Raw genomic sequence first — 14,232 nt, 5'->3', positions numbered from 1 at the left:
CCAGATGTACTCATCCAGAGTATAAGGAGCCGTCATGACCTACCTTCGCCTTCCCGAACTTTATGACCGGGTCAGCAAGATCGTCCCGGAACCGGACTGGATCCGCTACGAGGACGACATTGCCGCCATCCTTGACCTGAAACGGGAAAAGAACGCGGTGATCCTGGCGCACAACTACCAGACGCCGGAAATCTTTCACGGTGTTGCCGACATCGTGGGCGACAGCCTGGCGCTGGCGCGCAAGGCGATCGAGGTCGAGGCCGACGTGATCGTGCTGGCGGGCGTGCATTTCATGGCCGAGACGGCCAAGCTCTTGAACCCGGAAAAAACCGTGCTGATCCCCGACATGGGCGCCGGTTGCTCGCTGGCCGATTCGATCACCCCCGAGGACATCGCCCTGCTGCGACAGGCGCATCCCGGCGTGCCGGTCATCACCTATGTGAACACCTCCGCCGCGGTGAAGGCCGCCTCGGACATCTGCTGCACCTCGGGCAATGCCAAGGAAGTGGTCGAATCGCTGGGTGTGCCCAAGGTCTTGATGATCCCGGACGAATACCTGGCCCGGAACGTGGCCCGCGAAACCGATGTTGAGATCATCGCCTGGAACGGCCATTGCGAAGTGCACGAGCTGTTCACCGCCGACGACGTGCGCGGCATGCGCGAGGCCTACCCCGGCGTCACCATCCTGGCGCACCCGGAATGCCCGCCCGAAGTGGTGGCAGAGGCGGATTTCTCCGGCTCGACCGCCGTCATGTCGGGGTACGTCGGTGAGAAGAAGCCGGGCCGCGTCGTGCTGCTGACCGAATGCTCGATGAGCGACAACGTGGCGGTGGATCACCCGGACGTGGAATTCGTGCGTCCCTGCAACCTGTGCCCGCACATGAAGCGGATCAGCCTGGGCAATATCCGCGAGGCGCTGGAACAGACCCACCACGAGGTCACGGTGGACGCCGCCATCGCCGAGGACGCACGGCGCGCCGTCGAACGGATGCTTGCCGTAAAATGATCCGGCTTGGCCAGGACGGCGACCGGGTCACGGTCGTCGGCGGCGGCATCGCCGGGATGATCTGCGCGTTGGAACTGGCGCCGCAGCCGGTGGTGCTGATCACGCGTGCCGGGCTGGGGCAGGAAAGCTCCAGCCAGTGGGCGCAGGGCGGCATCGCGGCCTGCCTCGGCACCGATGACAGCGTGGCGCTGCACCTGGCGGATACCCTGGCTGCCGGGGCCGGTCTTTGTGATCCAGAGGTGGCAGAAACCGTTCTGAGCGGCGCCCCCGGGGCCATCGCCGCGCTGGAGGCGCATGGTGTCCGGTTCGATCGCACGCCGGAGGGCGATTTCGCCCGGGGGCTGGAGGCCGCGCATTCGCGCAAACGCATCCTGCACGTCGACGGCGACGGCACCGGTGCGGGCATCACCCGTGCCCTGGCCGAGGCTGTCCGCCGCTGCCCCTCGATTTCCGTCCTGACCGGGGCCGAGGTGGTGCGGCTGGTCCGGCGCGACGGGCCTATGCGTGGCGTCCTGCTGAATGACGGCCGGCTGCTGTCCACGTCCCGCGTCGTGATGGCAACCGGCGGGCTGGGTGGGCTGTACGATGCCAGCACCAACCCCGTGGGCAACTACGGCCAGGGCGTCATGCTCGCCGCCCGCGCCGGGGCCCAGCTGTCGGACATGGAATTCGTGCAATTCCACCCCACCGCGCTGGATGCGCAGGGCACGCCGTTGGGCCTGATCTCGGAGGCCGTCCGGGGCGAAGGCGCGGTGCTGATCAACACCGAGGGCACGCGGTTCATGGCCGACACGCCCGGCGCCGAGCTTGCCCCGCGTGATGTCGTGGCCCGTGCCATCGCCGCCCAGATCGCGCGCGGCAGCCGCGTTTTCCTGGACGCCAGCCCGGCACTGGGCGCGGGGTTTGCCAAGCGGTTCCCCGGGATCGCGCGGCTCTGCCAGGCGGCCGGAATCGACCCTGCGCAACAACCCATTCCCGTGCGCCCGGCGGCGCATTACCACATGGGCGGCATCCATACGGATACTCACGCCCGGACCAGCCTGCCCGGCCTCTGGGCCATCGGCGAATGCGCCGCCACCGGCCTTCACGGGGCGAACCGGCTGGCCAGCAACTCTCTGCTGGAAGCGGTGGTCATGGGGCAACGCGCCGCCCAGGATATCGCGGGCCAGCCTGCTGCCGGGCCGAGCGGTGCCAGCCTGTCGCCCGTGTCCCTGCCCCCGGTGGCGGACAGTGCTGCGGTGCGCCGGACCGTGTCCGAGAACCTCGGCCTGCTCCGCGACGACAAAAGCCTGCGCACGGCCTTGGCCGATCTGCTGCCCCTCGCCCAGGGCACCGGCGCCTCTGCCGACCCGGCCATCATCGGCCTTGCCATCGCGACCTTTGCCCTGCTGCGCGAGGAATCGCGCGGTGCCCATGCGCGCACCGACTATCCCGATCCTCTCCCCGGCAGCACATCCTGCCGGATGACCCTTGATGACATCATGGCCGTCGCGGAACAGCAGACGACCCATCCCCTGCCCCGGAGTGCCTGACATGACGCTTGTCCCCCTGCCCCGCCCGGTGATCGAACCCGCCCTGCGCACCGCGCTGGAAGAGGATCTTGGCCTTGCCGGGGACATCACCTCGGCGGTGGTGATCCCGGACGGGCACCGTTCCATCGTCACCGCCGTCGCCCGCAAGCCCGGCGTGATCGCCGGGCTGGACTGTGCCGAGCTGGCCTGTGCCCTGGTCGATCCGGCCATCGAGGTCACGCGCCACCTGCAGGATGGCGCCCCCGTCACCCCCGGTGCCCGGATCGCCACCTTCGAAGGCCCGTCGCGCAGCCTGCTGACCGCCGAACGCACGGCGCTCAACTTCATGGGGCACCTGTCGGGGATCGCCAGCGTCACCGCGGGCCTGGTGCAGGCGGTTGCCGGGACGCAGGCCAACATCGTCTGTACCCGCAAGACCACACCGGGCCTGCGCGCGCTGGAAAAATACGCCGTTCGCGCGGGCGGCGGCATGAATCACCGCTATTCGCTGGCCGATGCGGTGCTGATCAAGGACAACCACATCGCCATCGCGGGCGGCATCCGTCCGGCGCTGGAGGCCGCGCGCGCCGCGACCGGCCACATGGTCAAGATTGAGATCGAGGTCGACACTCTGGACCAGCTGCGCGAGGTGCTGGAGATCGGCGCCGACGCGGTTCTGCTGGACAACATGGACCCGGACACGCTGCGCAAGGCGGTGGAGATGGTCGCGGGTCGCGCGATCACCGAGGCCTCTGGCGGCATCACCCCCGACACCGCCGCCACGGTTGCGGCCAGCGGCGTAGACCTGATTTCGCTTGGCTGGATCACGCATAGCGCGCCGACGCTGGACATCGGTCTGGACTTCGTCTCTGTCGCGGAAAGCTAAGGACCAGGCTTGCGCCGGATCCGGGGGAAGGTGGTGCCGGTGAAGGGACTCGAACCCCCGACCCCATCATTACGAATGACGTGCTCTACCAGCTGAGCTACACCGGCCATCTTCCCTGCACAGATCAAAACCGCCCAAAGCAGGGCTGATCGGTGTCAGTGCGCGGCCTATTAGCAAACGGGCCGCGCGAGGGGAAGGGCTATTTTGCGCCTTCCTTCTTGGGGTCTTCGAGCTCGATGACCTCGGCATCCTCGGGTCCGGCGTCGGGGGCCTTGGCATCCGTCGGGGCGGCGCTGGCAGGGGCCTCGGGGCCCAGGTCGATCACATCGGGCCCGGCCTCTTCGCCGGCATCCTCGGCCTTGTCTTCCAGCGCACCGCCGATGAGCAGCGGCAGCATGTCGGCGCCAGCGGGCAGCACGACCTCGGACTGCGGCGGAGTCGTCCAGCTGAGCGTGTCGAAGGCCGAACAGTTGGAACAGATCGGCGTCCATTCCGCGTGGATCGTATTGCACTTATCGCAGACCCACTGCGGACCACGGGGTGCGGTCAGGGCCTTGGCAAGGTAGCCACGCACCACCGCGTCCTTCGCGCCCTCGCCCTTTTCGACGGCGGCCATGATCGCCAGAACCCGGGCATCCGGATCCTTGTCCGGCAAATCGCCCAACGCGCGGCGCGCCTCGGGGAAGTGTTCGGCCGCGAGGTTCAGCTCGGCCTTGAGCAGTTTGGTCTCCCGGTGGTCGGGCTGGATGCGGGTCAGCTGGACAAAGCGCTGCACGCGCTGATCCGGGGTCTCCTCGGGCTCGATCTCGGCAAAGGCGGCGGCCAGGTCGGGGTGCGGATGCGCCTCCCAGGCCTTCTTGAGCACCTTCATGGCATTGCGTTTGCGGCCCTGCGCGATGTAGGCGCGGGCGGCCATCGCGGCGGCGGGCACCAGGTCGGGCGAGGCGCGGTTGGCCTCGATCGCCGTTTCCGCCGCCTTGCCGCTCTCCTCGGCATCGTCGATGTCAGTGGCCGCCGACAGCGCCAGGACCGCATCGCGCCGCTTGTAGACATCACGCGGCAGGGCACCGTGTTTCAGCTTGGCCTGCAGGGTCTTGCGCGCGCCGGACCAGTCGTGTTTCTCGGCCTGCAATTGCAGCAGCGTGTCCTGGATCTCGACGTGCTTGGGCTTGATCGCGAAGGCGCGCTCGGCCAGTTGCAGCGCCGTGTCCGTGTCGCCCGAGGCCAGCTTCTGCTTCATGATCCCGCGGATGCCGACAAAACGCGTGGTGTCGTTCTTCAACAGGCGCTTGTAGACCTCTTCGGCCTTGCGGTTGTCGCCCACCATCTCTGCCGCCTGCGCGGTGATCAGATCGGTCAGTTCCGGCTTGTGCAGGTATTTCTCAGCCTTGTTCGCCTTGGCAATGGCAAGACGACCCTCGCCGGAAGACAGCGCCATCAGGCCTTCGGACAGTGCCTCGTATCCCTTGCGCTCGCGGTTGCGGTCGAAATAGCGGCTGAGCGCAGTGTCGTCGCCGTTGATGAACTTCAGCGTGGCGATAATCAGACCCGCCAGCTTGAAGAACAGCCAGACGGCAAAGACCAGCACGACGGCCGCCATGACCGATTGCAGCGGGCCAAGCGTGTATTCCATCCCGGCAACGGTAACCTGCACCCCGCCCTGGCTTTCGAGCAGGTAGCCCGCGCCAAGGGCCAGCGCGCCGACCAGCGCGACGAAGACAACGATCTTGATGAGTGACCAAAGCATGATGCCGACCCTTATTCCTGGTTCAGTTGCTGGGAGAGATCGGCCGCGGCGGCGAGAGCGTCGCGCCGCAGCGTGGCCTGGGCCACCCAGTCTGACATTTCAGCGCGTGCCGTTTCGGGCAGGCTTTCGATTTCGCTAAGCGTGGTGTCCAGGTCGCCGCCGCGCAGCGCGGCCTCGGCCCGCGACAGCACCGCGTCGGGGTCGTTCCCCTCTCGTGGCGTGACCGAGCGCGCGCCCAATTGCGAGCGGAAGAACCCTGCGACGCTGCCCGCCTCGGCACCGTCGGCACCCGCTGCCCGCGCCGCCGCCAGCGCATCGCGGGCGGCATCGGGGAAGGACGAGATCAGGGCAGAGGCGGTGGGCAGCCCCTCTTCGGCACCTTCGACAAGCGGCCCTGGCACATCCACGCCGTTGCCGGTCAGCACCGCCAGCGGTTCGGCGTAGGGCTGGCCGTCGCGGGCCCGGGTCGTCAGATCGGCCAGCGCGGCGCGGCTGGCGGCCAGTTTGGCGCGGGTCTCAGCGCTTTCTTCCGAGGCACGGGCACGGGCGGCCATCGCCTCGACTTCCTTGCGCGCGGCATCCATCGCCGCCTGCTGTTCCTTCTGCGCCGCCAGCAGGTCTGCCTGTTGTGCCGTGACCTGCGCCTTGAGCGCCTCCAGCTCACGCTCGTAGGCGGCCACGGTCTCGGGCGAGACGGCATCCTTGAGCGGCTGCTTTTCCAGCGCGGTCATGCGGCGATCCAGGTCGGTGATCAGGGTGCCCAGCCCGGTCAGCTGATCCTGCGTCTCTGTCAGCTCGGTCCTCAGTGCGCCCAGCCCGGTTTCCAGCGCGGTCACACTGTTGCCCAGCGGGCCAAGGTCGATGCCTGCAACGGCATCATCCGTGGCATCGGCGCGCTTGGTCAGCGCCGCGATCCGGTCATCCTGGTCGCGCAGTGCAGCAAGCGTCTGGGTGACAAAGGGATCTTCCTCGGCGGATTGCGACCCGATGAAGGGCAGGTCGGGATAGGCGCCGGCGGCATAGCCCAGCCCGGCGGCGACGACACCGCCCAACAGCATCGGGACAAAGCCGCCCTTGCGCTCGACCACGGTTTCGCGGACAACCTGCGGCTCTGCCGGTGGCGCGGCGGCGGTGTCCAGGGTGTCCTCGAATGGCACGGCGTCGTCTGAAAGCGTATCGTCAGAGGCCCCGGCGGCCACGTCGCCGCCTTCGTGCGGCACGGGCTCTTCGGTGGGGGCAGGGTCTGCATCCGGGTCGGTGTCGGCGGGATCGCCGGTTTCCAACGCATCGGCGGTCAGCCTGTCGTCTTCCGGTGCCAGGGTGTCATCACCCTCGGTCTCGGGCAGGTCCGTTCCGGCCAGGCTGTCCTCGCCGGCGTCGGCGGCAAGACTGTCCTCCGCCGCGTCGTCAGCGCCGGATTTCAGGGTGTCCGCCTCGGGCAGGCTGTCTGCGGCGTTACCCTTGTCCGTCGGGGTATCCTTCTTAGACTTCGCCACTTTATCGTTTCCCCTCGAATGCATGTCGGTCCAGGCAGATGGACCGGGTCAATAGTCTCTGGCCAGCGCCCGGTTCAGAAGGTCCGAGACAACCTCCCTCATTGCCTCCGACTCGGGCCGCTCAGCCACTTTCAGGTTCCTTTTATGCAGCGGCATGAGCGCGTTGACCACAGCTTGACTCATGGCCGCGACAAGAAGAGGCGCCTTTGCGCATTCCTTCGCCAGCAATTCGCCCGTCCGGGGCGAGAACACCGGGGCAACCACCGGAACCTGCCCATCAAGTGCGGCGCGGGCCTCTGTATTCAAGGGGCAAGGCGGCTGATCATAGATCGCGGCGCCCGTGCAGGCGATGCCCGCCGCACTCAACCGGGCGGCGATGTCGCCGCGCACATGGGTCCCATGTAGATGCACCAGGGGGGCCGGGGGCCGCTGCGCAATGATATGACGGATAAGCTCCTCTGCCGAACCCCCGCCCTCCTGCGCATGCATCCCCGCCGCTTCGGCGGCTCGCGTCGTCGCCGGACCCACCGCAAACACCGGCAGATCGGTGCGCCCGCCCAGCACCTGCCAGGCCATGACCCCATTGGCCGAGGTAAAGATCAGCCCTCGCGCCTGCGACACGTTCGGCAGCGGCCCGGTGACTTCGACGGCAAAAAGCGGAGAGATGACGGCACGGAATTTCAGGCCGTCCTGCCGCAGCCGCGCGGCAAAACGCTCGGACGCGGCCTGTGGCCGGGTCAGCAGGAGAACGGGCAAGGCGTCGGGCATGGGCCTCCGGGATTGTGGGGCGCCTTTCCGGGTGGTACTTGCAGACGCCGTAAAGCGCAACGGGAACGCCGGATGACCTCTCCCCTGATCTTGGGCCTCGAAAGCAGCTGTGACGACAGCGCCGCCGCATTGCTGCGCGGGCGCGAGGTGCTGGCCTCTGTCGTGAAGGGCCAGAACGAGCTGCACGCGGAGTTTGGCGGTGTCGTTCCGGAAATCGCCGCCCGCGCCCACGCCGAGCGGCTGGATACCTGTGTCGAGGAAGCCCTGGCCGAGGCAGGCGTGACGCTGCAACAGGTCGACGCCGTGGCGGTGACCGCCGGACCGGGATTGATCGGCGGGGTCCTCTCGGGGGTGATGCTGGCCAAGGGGCTGGCAACCGGGCTGGGCGTGCCACTGGTGGGGGTGAACCACCTTGCAGGCCATGCGCTGACGCCCCGTCTGACCGACGGGCTGGCCTTTCCCTATCTGATGTTGCTGGTCTCTGGCGGCCATTGTCAGTTCCTGATCGTGCGCGGCGCGCAGGATTTCTCCCGGTTGGGCGGCACCATCGACGACGCGCCCGGAGAGGCCTTTGACAAGACCGCACGCCTTTTGGGCCTGTCGCAACCCGGCGGTCCCTCGGTCGAGGCCCGGGCCCGCGCGGGCGATGAACGCCGGTTCCGCTTTCCCCGCCCGCTGCTGGACCGTCCCGGCTGCGACATGAGCTTTTCCGGACTGAAGACCGCGCTCTTGCGCCAGCGGGACCAGTTGATCGCCGATCAGGGCGGTCTTCATGCGCAGGACGTGTCCGACCTTTGCGCCGGGTTCCAGGCGGCGGTGCGGGACGTTCTGACCGAAAAGGCCCGCCGCGCGATCGCGCTCTACCTCGATGAGGCCCCGTCGGAACCGGCCCTGGCCGTTGCCGGGGGGGTTGCCGCGAACCAGTCTCTGCGCGGGTCGCTGCAGGCGCTTTGCGCCGAGACAGGTGTGCGGTTCACCGCCCCGCCGCTGCGGCTGTGCACGGACAACGCGGCGATGATCGCCTATGCGGGGGGCGAATTGCTGGCCGCGGGTGTCACCCATGACATGAGCCTGTCCGCGCGCCCCCGCTGGCCACTGGACAAGAGCGCAGCGCCCCTGGTCGGCTCCGGCAAGAAAGGCGCCAAGGCATGAGCATCGCGGTCCTCGGGGGTGGCGCCTTTGGCACGGCGCTGGCGGTCGCGCTGGGGCGCAAGCGCGCGGTGACGCTTTGGGCGCGGGATGTGACCGGCCTGCATGACACACGGCAAAGCCCGCGCCTGCCCGGTGTGACCCTGCCAGATGCCGTCACTGTCACCGGCGACCTGAACGAGGCCGCCAGTCGCGACACGCTGTTGCTGTCGGTGCCGATGCAACAGCTCTCGACCCTGCTGGACCGGATTGCCACGCCGTTGGACGGGCACGCGCTGGTCGCCTGCTGCAAGGGGATCGACTTGGCCGAAGGCGTCGGGCCGTCGGCCCTGATCGCCCGGCACCAACCCGGCGCGGTGCCCGCCGTTCTGACCGGCCCCAGCTTTGCCGGCGACATCGCGCGCGGCCTGCCGACGGCGCTGACGCTGGCCTGTGGCGATGAACCCAGGGGGCGGGCGCTGCAGGAACAACTGTCGACGCCGGTCCTTCGGCTCTATCGCAGCGATGACATGATCGGAGCGGAACTGGGCGGCGCGCTGAAGAACGTGATCGCCATCGCCTGCGGCGCCTGCATCGGCGCGGGCCTGGGCGACAGCGCCCGCGCGGCCCTGATGACCCGGGGCTTTGCCGAGATGATGCGCCTGTCCGCCCGGCTCGGCGCGCGCCCGGAAACGCTCACCGGCCTGTCCGGCCTGGGCGACCTGACGCTGACCTGCACCTCTGACGGGTCGCGCAACTATCGCTTTGGCCTGGCGCTGGGACGAGGAGAGGAGTTCGACCCCTCCGTGACCGTCGAAGGCGCGGCCACCGCCCGCGCCGCCGCCCGGCTGTCCACAGAACTGGACCTGCCCCTGCCCGTCTGTTCCGTGGTGGCCGACCTGTCCCAGGGGCGGTTGACCGTGCGCCAGGCGATGGACACCCTGCTTTCCCGACCACTCAAGGATGAATGACATGCTGATTGCCCTGATCGCCCATGACAAACCCGGCGCCCTGCAGATCCGAAAGGACACGCGCGACGCCCACCTGGACTACCTCAAATCGACCGGGGTCGTCTCTCAGGCAGGGCCGCTGCTGGACGACGAGGGCGCCATGATCGGCTCTCTGGTGATCCTCGACGTCGCCGACAAAGCAGCGGCCGAAGAATGGGCGGCAAACGATCCCTATGCCAGGGCCGGCCTGTTCCAGAGCGTGACCCTGACCGCTTGGAAAAAGGTGATCTGATGCGCTACTGGCTCTTCAAGTCCGAACCCTCGACCTGGTCCTGGCAGGACCAGCAGGCCAAGGGCAACGCTGGCGAAGAATGGGACGGGGTCCGGAATTACCAGGCCCGCAATTTCATGCGGGAGATGGAAAAGGGCGACCGGGGCTTTTTCTACCATTCGCAAAAGGAAAAGGCGATTGTCGGCACCGTCGAGGTGATCGCCGAGGCACATCCCGACAGCACCACGGATGATGATCGCTGGGAATGCGTGGACATCATGGCGCTGGAATCCGCCGCGACGCCGGTCACTCTGGACCAGATCAAAGAGGATCCCCGGCTGGCGGAAATGGTGCTGGTCAAGAACTCCCGACTGTCGGTTCAGCCGGTTTCGGAAGAGGAATGGCAGGTCATCTGCGGACTGGCGGGCCTGTCCACCTGATCCGCGTCACAGCAGTTCGTCGGGGATATGCGGCAGGGCAAGTGCCGCAAGTGCCTGTCGGCGTTCGTCGTTGACATGCACCTGCAAAGGCCCCTCGGGGTCGACGACCTGCTGGTAAATGCGGGCGAGACCAAAGGAAACGCCGCCAGGAGCATGAACCGAGTCAAGCAACCTTTGGTTGCGGGAGCGCAGCCGATCCTGCAGGCGAAGGGAATGCCAGTGCAGCTCGCGGAACCCGAACTCCACCTCGGCGACCTCGGCCAGGTCGGTGAAATTCTTTCCAGGGGCTTCTGGCGAGTCTTCCCCATGTAAACGTTCGAATAATTCGCGCAATTCTCCACGCGTGACATGTCCGTTGTGACGAATCCACACCAGGTCGAGATCGGGGAAGTATTTCAGGTCTACGGGTATGGTGGGCGCTCGTCAAAGTTGCGGGGACTCAAGATATCACGCAATGTAAACTATAGCATATTCCACGCGAAAACAGGGGTTCTGGATAAACCTTTTTTCGAAACCCGTAATTTTATGCGCGGAAAAGTCACGCCGGAGAAATGACCATGCTTGAATTCGTCAACAGTCTTGCCGCTGCAATCCTGGCCTTCGCGGCTGGCGCCGTCTGGTACATGGCCCTGGCCGGACCGTGGAAAACCGCCTCTGGCGTGGAACTGGACGCGGACGGCAATCCGCAGGGCGGCATGAGCGCGGGTGTCATGATCCTGACCTTTGTCATGCAGGTGGTCGTGGCCGGGATGATGCGCCATGTCTTTGCCGCCAGCGGCGTCGAGACGGCTGGTGCCGGACTGGTGTCGGGCCTTGGGATCGGGTTGTTCTTCATCGCGCCCTGGATCGCGATCAACAATGCCAACTCCATGCGCCCCCTGACGCTGACGTTGATCGACGGCGGCTATGCGACGCTGGCCTGCGGTCTGATGGGGCTGGTGCTGACACTCTTCTGAGGTCGACACGGGCTCGTATAAAAACGGAGGGCCCCGGAAAACCCGGAACCCTCCGTCCACCCCACATGCTCCCTACGCACCACATGTGTTTTGAAATCTACGGTTCCGGCCTTTCTGGCCAGTCCTCTAGACCCTACGGTTTCCACGCCCGTCCGGCAATCTGGAACTACCGGCAATTTCAATCAATTGCGGGGAATCACAGCTCTGGATACGACAAGGGCCCCCGCGCTGCGGAGGCCCCGTAACAGGTTGGTCCTGCTGCCACGGCTCAGCCGTAGACGGATTCCTTGCCGAAATGCTTGGTCAGCATGTAGTAGACCACGGCACGGTACTTGTTGCGCTCGGACTGGCCGTAGGTTTCGATCACCTTGCCGATTGCGTCCATCAGCTCGGGACCGTCCGCAAGGCCCAGCTTCTTGACCAGGAAGTTGTCCTTGACGGTTTCCAGCTCGCTCTCCTGCGATGAGGCAACGGTTGAGGCATCCGCGTCATAGATGGCCGGACCACAGCCGATGGTGACCTTGGTCAGCAGGTCCATGTCCGGTTCCATGCCGCACTTGTTCTTCAGGTCCTCGGCGTATTTGGCGATCAGTTCGTCGCGACGTCCCATGTTCACTCCCTCGTGTCATGCGCCGCGTTCCGCGGGCGCTGTCCGTGCTGTTTAGCGGCCAAAGCGGCCATGCCATCGCATGGTGACCGCACATTCGCGTTATTGGCAAGGGAAATGCGGCACCTCTCTTCCCCCTGTTCCGGGTGCGACGGGCATTCCGTGAAGTCACCTTGCGCTCTGTGGCAATTTGGGCCCAGATCGGGACAGGCGGGCGCCGTTCCGGCGTCCCACCCCAGGAGGGCACCGCATGACCGAAACCGGCACCGTCAGCTTTACCCAGATGAAGGATGGCACCCGCGAAGACTACGAGCTTCTCGAACGGCTGGAGAAACCCTACCTGGCGCTGACCCCCGACCGAGTGCTGGATGAATTGCGCCGCCAGGGAGAGGTCACCCTCGAAGGGTATCGCATCACCCGGCTGACCCACGGGCTGCAATCGGCCACCCGCGCGGAACGCGACGGCGCCGACCTCGACTGGATCGTCGGCGCGCTCTTGCACGATGTCGGCGACGGGCTGGCGCCGCAGAACCATGACCGGTTTTCTGCCGAGGTGATCCGGCCCTTCGTCCGCTGGGACGTGGCCTGGGTGGTGGAACACCACGGCATCTTTCAAAGCTTCTACTACGGCCACCACTATGGCTGGGACCGCAATGCCCGCGACCGGTTCAAGGATCATCCCTGCTACGACAGCTGCGCCGCCTTCTGCGAACGCTGGGACCAGTCGAGTTTCGACCCGGCGTACGACACCCTGCCGCTGGAGCATTTCGAATCGCTGGTGCGAGAGGTCTTTGCCCGCAAGGCCTATGACCCGGCGGTGATCCGAGAGGGATTCGTGTCACGCTTGGCAGAGTAAGCCGCGACCCGGTCCGTGGCCGCTTGAAGCCGGTGGGGCGGAATGCGACTGTCCGGTTGACCTCAGTACCGGATTGTTACGCCATGCCACGCCCTCTTTTGATCGCCAGCCCTCTCATCCTTCTGGCGCTTGCCGCCTGCGAGCCCGTTCCGGGAGGCGGTGCACCCTCTGGCCCCACGTCCACTGCTCCCGAAGCCGTGGCCGCCATCGCCGCCCCCTACCAGGATCTGACCAGAGTTCGGTGGCGGTCCGAGGACGGGTGTTATTGGTACACCCATGAAGGCCCCGTCGAGACGACCGAATTGCCAGTGCGCACCAGCGCAGGCAATCCGATCTGCACGCGGCCCCGGCCCTGATCGCGGACCTCAGGCAGCCTCCTGTCAGGGGCCGCCCACACAGTCCTACAGAGGGCTGCCGTCGGTGGGATACAGGTAGGCGGTCACGCCGGTAGACACCTGGTCGTACAGGTAGTTGATGTGCGGCATTACCATCCGCACACAGCCCGAACTTGCCCGCGTCCCGATAGAGCGCGGCGCGGGCGTGCCGTGAATGCGCAGATAGCTGTCCCGGTTGCCGACATAAAGATACAGGGCACGCGACCCCAGCGCATTGTCCGGGCCGGGGGGCTGCCCGTCCGCCCAGGCTGCGTATTTCTCCGGCTCTCGGGCAATCATGGCTGCGGTAGGCGTCCACCGCGGCCATTTCGCCTTGCGCTTGATCGTGTAGACACCCGGTCCGTACAGACCGTCACGCCCGATCGCCACGCCATAGCGCATCGCGGTTCCGTCGCCCTGGATGTGATAGAGGTAGCGCGCAACCGCATCGACGTGAATATCACCCGGTTTCAGGCCGGGGTTGGCCGAGACCCTCCGCGGCAGGAAACGGGGATGCAGACCCCAGGGATTCGAGGTTTCCAGATCGAATTCAGGGGGAGTCACCTGGGCGTCCCACTGGCTCCAGTCTCCTGGCGCGGCAAAGGCGGGGCGGGCGATTGCCGGCGTGGCTAACGCAGCGGCAGTGGCAACAAACTGGCGTCGGGTAAACATTACAGCGGCTTTCTTGCGAGGGTAGCAGATTGGCAACGGCCGAGTTCAGCGTACCGTTCCATTACACTGTCTATCAAAACGGCAAACCGGCGCGATCCTCAAACCCGTTTTTCGGGTTTCACCAAATCTTTTGGCGGCCCGTGCAGATTTGCGCCAGAAGCAAAACAACCGCCAGCCTTTCGGCCAGCGGTTGCAGGGGCGCCAGATGGCGCGCTTCCTCAGTACCGGTAGTGCTCGGGCTTGAACGGGCCTTCGGGCGCCACGCCGATGTAGTCGGCCTGCTCCTTGGACAGTTCGCTCAGCTTGACGCCGATCCGCTCCAGGTGCAGCCGGGCGACTTTTTCGTCCAGGTGCTTGGGCAGGATGTAGACCTTGTTCTCGTACTGGTCGCCGTTCTTGTAGAGTTCGATCTGCGCCAGAACCTGGTTGGTGAAGGAGGCCGACATCACGAAGGACGGGTGACCCGTGGCGTTGCCGAGGTTCAGCAGACGGCCCTCGGACAGCAGGATGATGCGGTGCCCGTTGGGCAGCTCGATCATGTCCACCTGTTCCTTGATGTTGGTC

17 protein-coding genes and 1 tRNA gene are annotated in these 14,232 nt (G+C 66.3%); 10 read left to right on the top strand and 8 right to left on the bottom strand.

Annotated elements, in window-relative coordinates; translation table 11 throughout:
- The first annotated feature begins 34 nt into the window (after positions 1-34).
- From nadA to nadC, 3 genes are read left to right on the top strand one after another with little or no spacing between them, the layout of a single operon-like run.
- Positions 35-1,006, top strand: coding sequence for a quinolinate synthase NadA (nadA, locus tag BLQ71_RS24225; protein WP_074623569.1), 972 nt, complete (start codon positions 35-37; stop codon positions 1,004-1,006).
- A complete protein-coding gene (locus BLQ71_RS24220; RefSeq protein WP_074623568.1) occupies positions 1,003-2,538 on the top strand; it encodes an L-aspartate oxidase in 1,536 nt (511 codons plus the stop codon). Before nadA ends, BLQ71_RS24220 begins: the two co-directional genes overlap by 4 nt.
- 1 nt (position 2,539) lies before the next feature.
- On the top strand, positions 2,540-3,403 hold the full coding sequence (gene nadC, locus BLQ71_RS24215; RefSeq protein WP_074623567.1) for a carboxylating nicotinate-nucleotide diphosphorylase: 864 nt from the start codon (positions 2,540-2,542) through the stop codon (positions 3,401-3,403).
- Positions 3,404-3,434: 31 nt separating this feature from the next.
- On the opposite strand, the gene BLQ71_RS24210 is transcribed toward nadC, so the two are convergent.
- From BLQ71_RS24210 to BLQ71_RS24195, 4 genes are all read right to left on the bottom strand, one after another.
- Positions 3,435-3,510 (bottom strand) — tRNA-Thr (locus tag BLQ71_RS24210).
- 92 nt (positions 3,511-3,602) lie between these two features.
- Entirely contained in the window at positions 3,603-5,150 is a 1,548-nt protein-coding gene (locus tag BLQ71_RS24205) for a heme biosynthesis protein HemY (protein WP_074623566.1), read from the bottom strand.
- Positions 5,151-5,161: 11 nt separating this feature from the next.
- Positions 5,162-6,646 (bottom strand): COG4223 family protein, encoded by a 1,485-nt coding sequence (locus tag BLQ71_RS24200; protein WP_074623565.1) that lies wholly within the window; start codon positions 6,644-6,646, stop codon positions 5,162-5,164.
- Positions 6,647-6,694: 48 nt separating this feature from the next.
- Complete coding sequence (locus BLQ71_RS24195) at positions 6,695-7,414, bottom strand: uroporphyrinogen-III synthase (protein WP_074623564.1); 720 nt, start codon at positions 7,412-7,414, stop codon at positions 6,695-6,697.
- 72 nt (positions 7,415-7,486) lie between these two features.
- Here BLQ71_RS24195 and tsaD point away from each other — a divergent pair, with 72 nt between their 5' ends.
- The 4 genes from tsaD to BLQ71_RS24175 are packed head-to-tail and all read left to right on the top strand — an operon-like array spanning position 7,487 to position 10,203.
- Positions 7,487-8,566, top strand: coding sequence for a tRNA (adenosine(37)-N6)-threonylcarbamoyltransferase complex transferase subunit TsaD (gene tsaD, locus BLQ71_RS24190; RefSeq protein WP_043140164.1), 1,080 nt, complete (start codon positions 7,487-7,489; stop codon positions 8,564-8,566).
- Positions 8,563-9,513: an NAD(P)H-dependent glycerol-3-phosphate dehydrogenase gene (locus BLQ71_RS24185; RefSeq protein ID WP_074623563.1), complete on the top strand. Its 951-nt coding sequence runs from the start codon at positions 8,563-8,565 to the stop codon at positions 9,511-9,513. The genes tsaD and BLQ71_RS24185 overlap by 4 nt, the downstream gene beginning before the upstream one ends.
- Before the next feature lies 1 nt (position 9,514).
- Positions 9,515-9,784: a YciI family protein gene (locus tag BLQ71_RS24180; RefSeq protein WP_074623562.1), complete on the top strand. Its 270-nt coding sequence runs from the start codon at positions 9,515-9,517 to the stop codon at positions 9,782-9,784.
- Positions 9,784-10,203 (top strand): EVE domain-containing protein, encoded by a 420-nt coding sequence (locus BLQ71_RS24175; RefSeq protein WP_069209751.1) that lies wholly within the window; start codon positions 9,784-9,786, stop codon positions 10,201-10,203. Before BLQ71_RS24180 ends, BLQ71_RS24175 begins: the two co-directional genes overlap by 1 nt.
- A gap of 6 nt (positions 10,204-10,209) precedes the next feature.
- On the opposite strand, the gene BLQ71_RS26165 is transcribed toward BLQ71_RS24175, so the two are convergent.
- On the bottom strand, positions 10,210-10,536 hold the full coding sequence (locus tag BLQ71_RS26165; RefSeq protein WP_133065740.1) for a hypothetical protein: 327 nt from the start codon (positions 10,534-10,536) through the stop codon (positions 10,210-10,212).
- A 224-nt stretch (positions 10,537-10,760) separates the two neighbouring features.
- Between BLQ71_RS26165 and BLQ71_RS24165 the strand changes: the two genes are divergently transcribed.
- On the top strand, positions 10,761-11,159 hold the full coding sequence (locus BLQ71_RS24165) for a DUF1761 domain-containing protein (protein WP_043140645.1): 399 nt from the start codon (positions 10,761-10,763) through the stop codon (positions 11,157-11,159).
- 268 nt (positions 11,160-11,427) lie between these two features.
- Here the strand turns inward: BLQ71_RS24165 and BLQ71_RS24160 are convergent, their stop codons facing one another.
- Complete coding sequence (locus tag BLQ71_RS24160; protein WP_043140643.1) at positions 11,428-11,769, bottom strand: DUF2853 family protein; 342 nt, start codon at positions 11,767-11,769, stop codon at positions 11,428-11,430.
- 247 nt (positions 11,770-12,016) lie between these two features.
- Between BLQ71_RS24160 and BLQ71_RS24155 the strand changes: the two genes are divergently transcribed.
- Both BLQ71_RS24155 and BLQ71_RS24150 read left to right on the top strand, forming a co-directional pair.
- Positions 12,017-12,622, top strand: a complete 606-nt coding sequence (locus BLQ71_RS24155; RefSeq protein ID WP_074623560.1) for an HD domain-containing protein — start codon at positions 12,017-12,019, stop codon at positions 12,620-12,622.
- Positions 12,623-12,705: 83 nt separating this feature from the next.
- Positions 12,706-12,978, top strand: coding sequence for a hypothetical protein (locus BLQ71_RS24150; protein WP_074623559.1), 273 nt, complete (start codon positions 12,706-12,708; stop codon positions 12,976-12,978).
- Between the two features lie 45 nt (positions 12,979-13,023).
- Here the strand turns inward: BLQ71_RS24150 and BLQ71_RS24145 are convergent, their stop codons facing one another.
- On the bottom strand, positions 13,024-13,668 hold the full coding sequence (locus BLQ71_RS24145) for a L,D-transpeptidase (protein ID WP_069209753.1): 645 nt from the start codon (positions 13,666-13,668) through the stop codon (positions 13,024-13,026).
- A 218-nt stretch (positions 13,669-13,886) separates the two neighbouring features.
- On the bottom strand, positions 13,887-14,232 hold a 346-nt coding region (locus tag BLQ71_RS24140), incomplete at its 5' end, for an adenosylhomocysteinase (RefSeq protein ID WP_139168485.1).

The sequence above is a fragment of the Antarctobacter albus genome, from assembly GCF_900101505.1.
In the GTDB taxonomy this organism is placed as follows: domain Bacteria; phylum Pseudomonadota; class Alphaproteobacteria; order Rhodobacterales; family Rhodobacteraceae; genus Antarctobacter; species Antarctobacter albus.
This window is presented reverse-complemented; position numbering and strand designations above follow the sequence as displayed.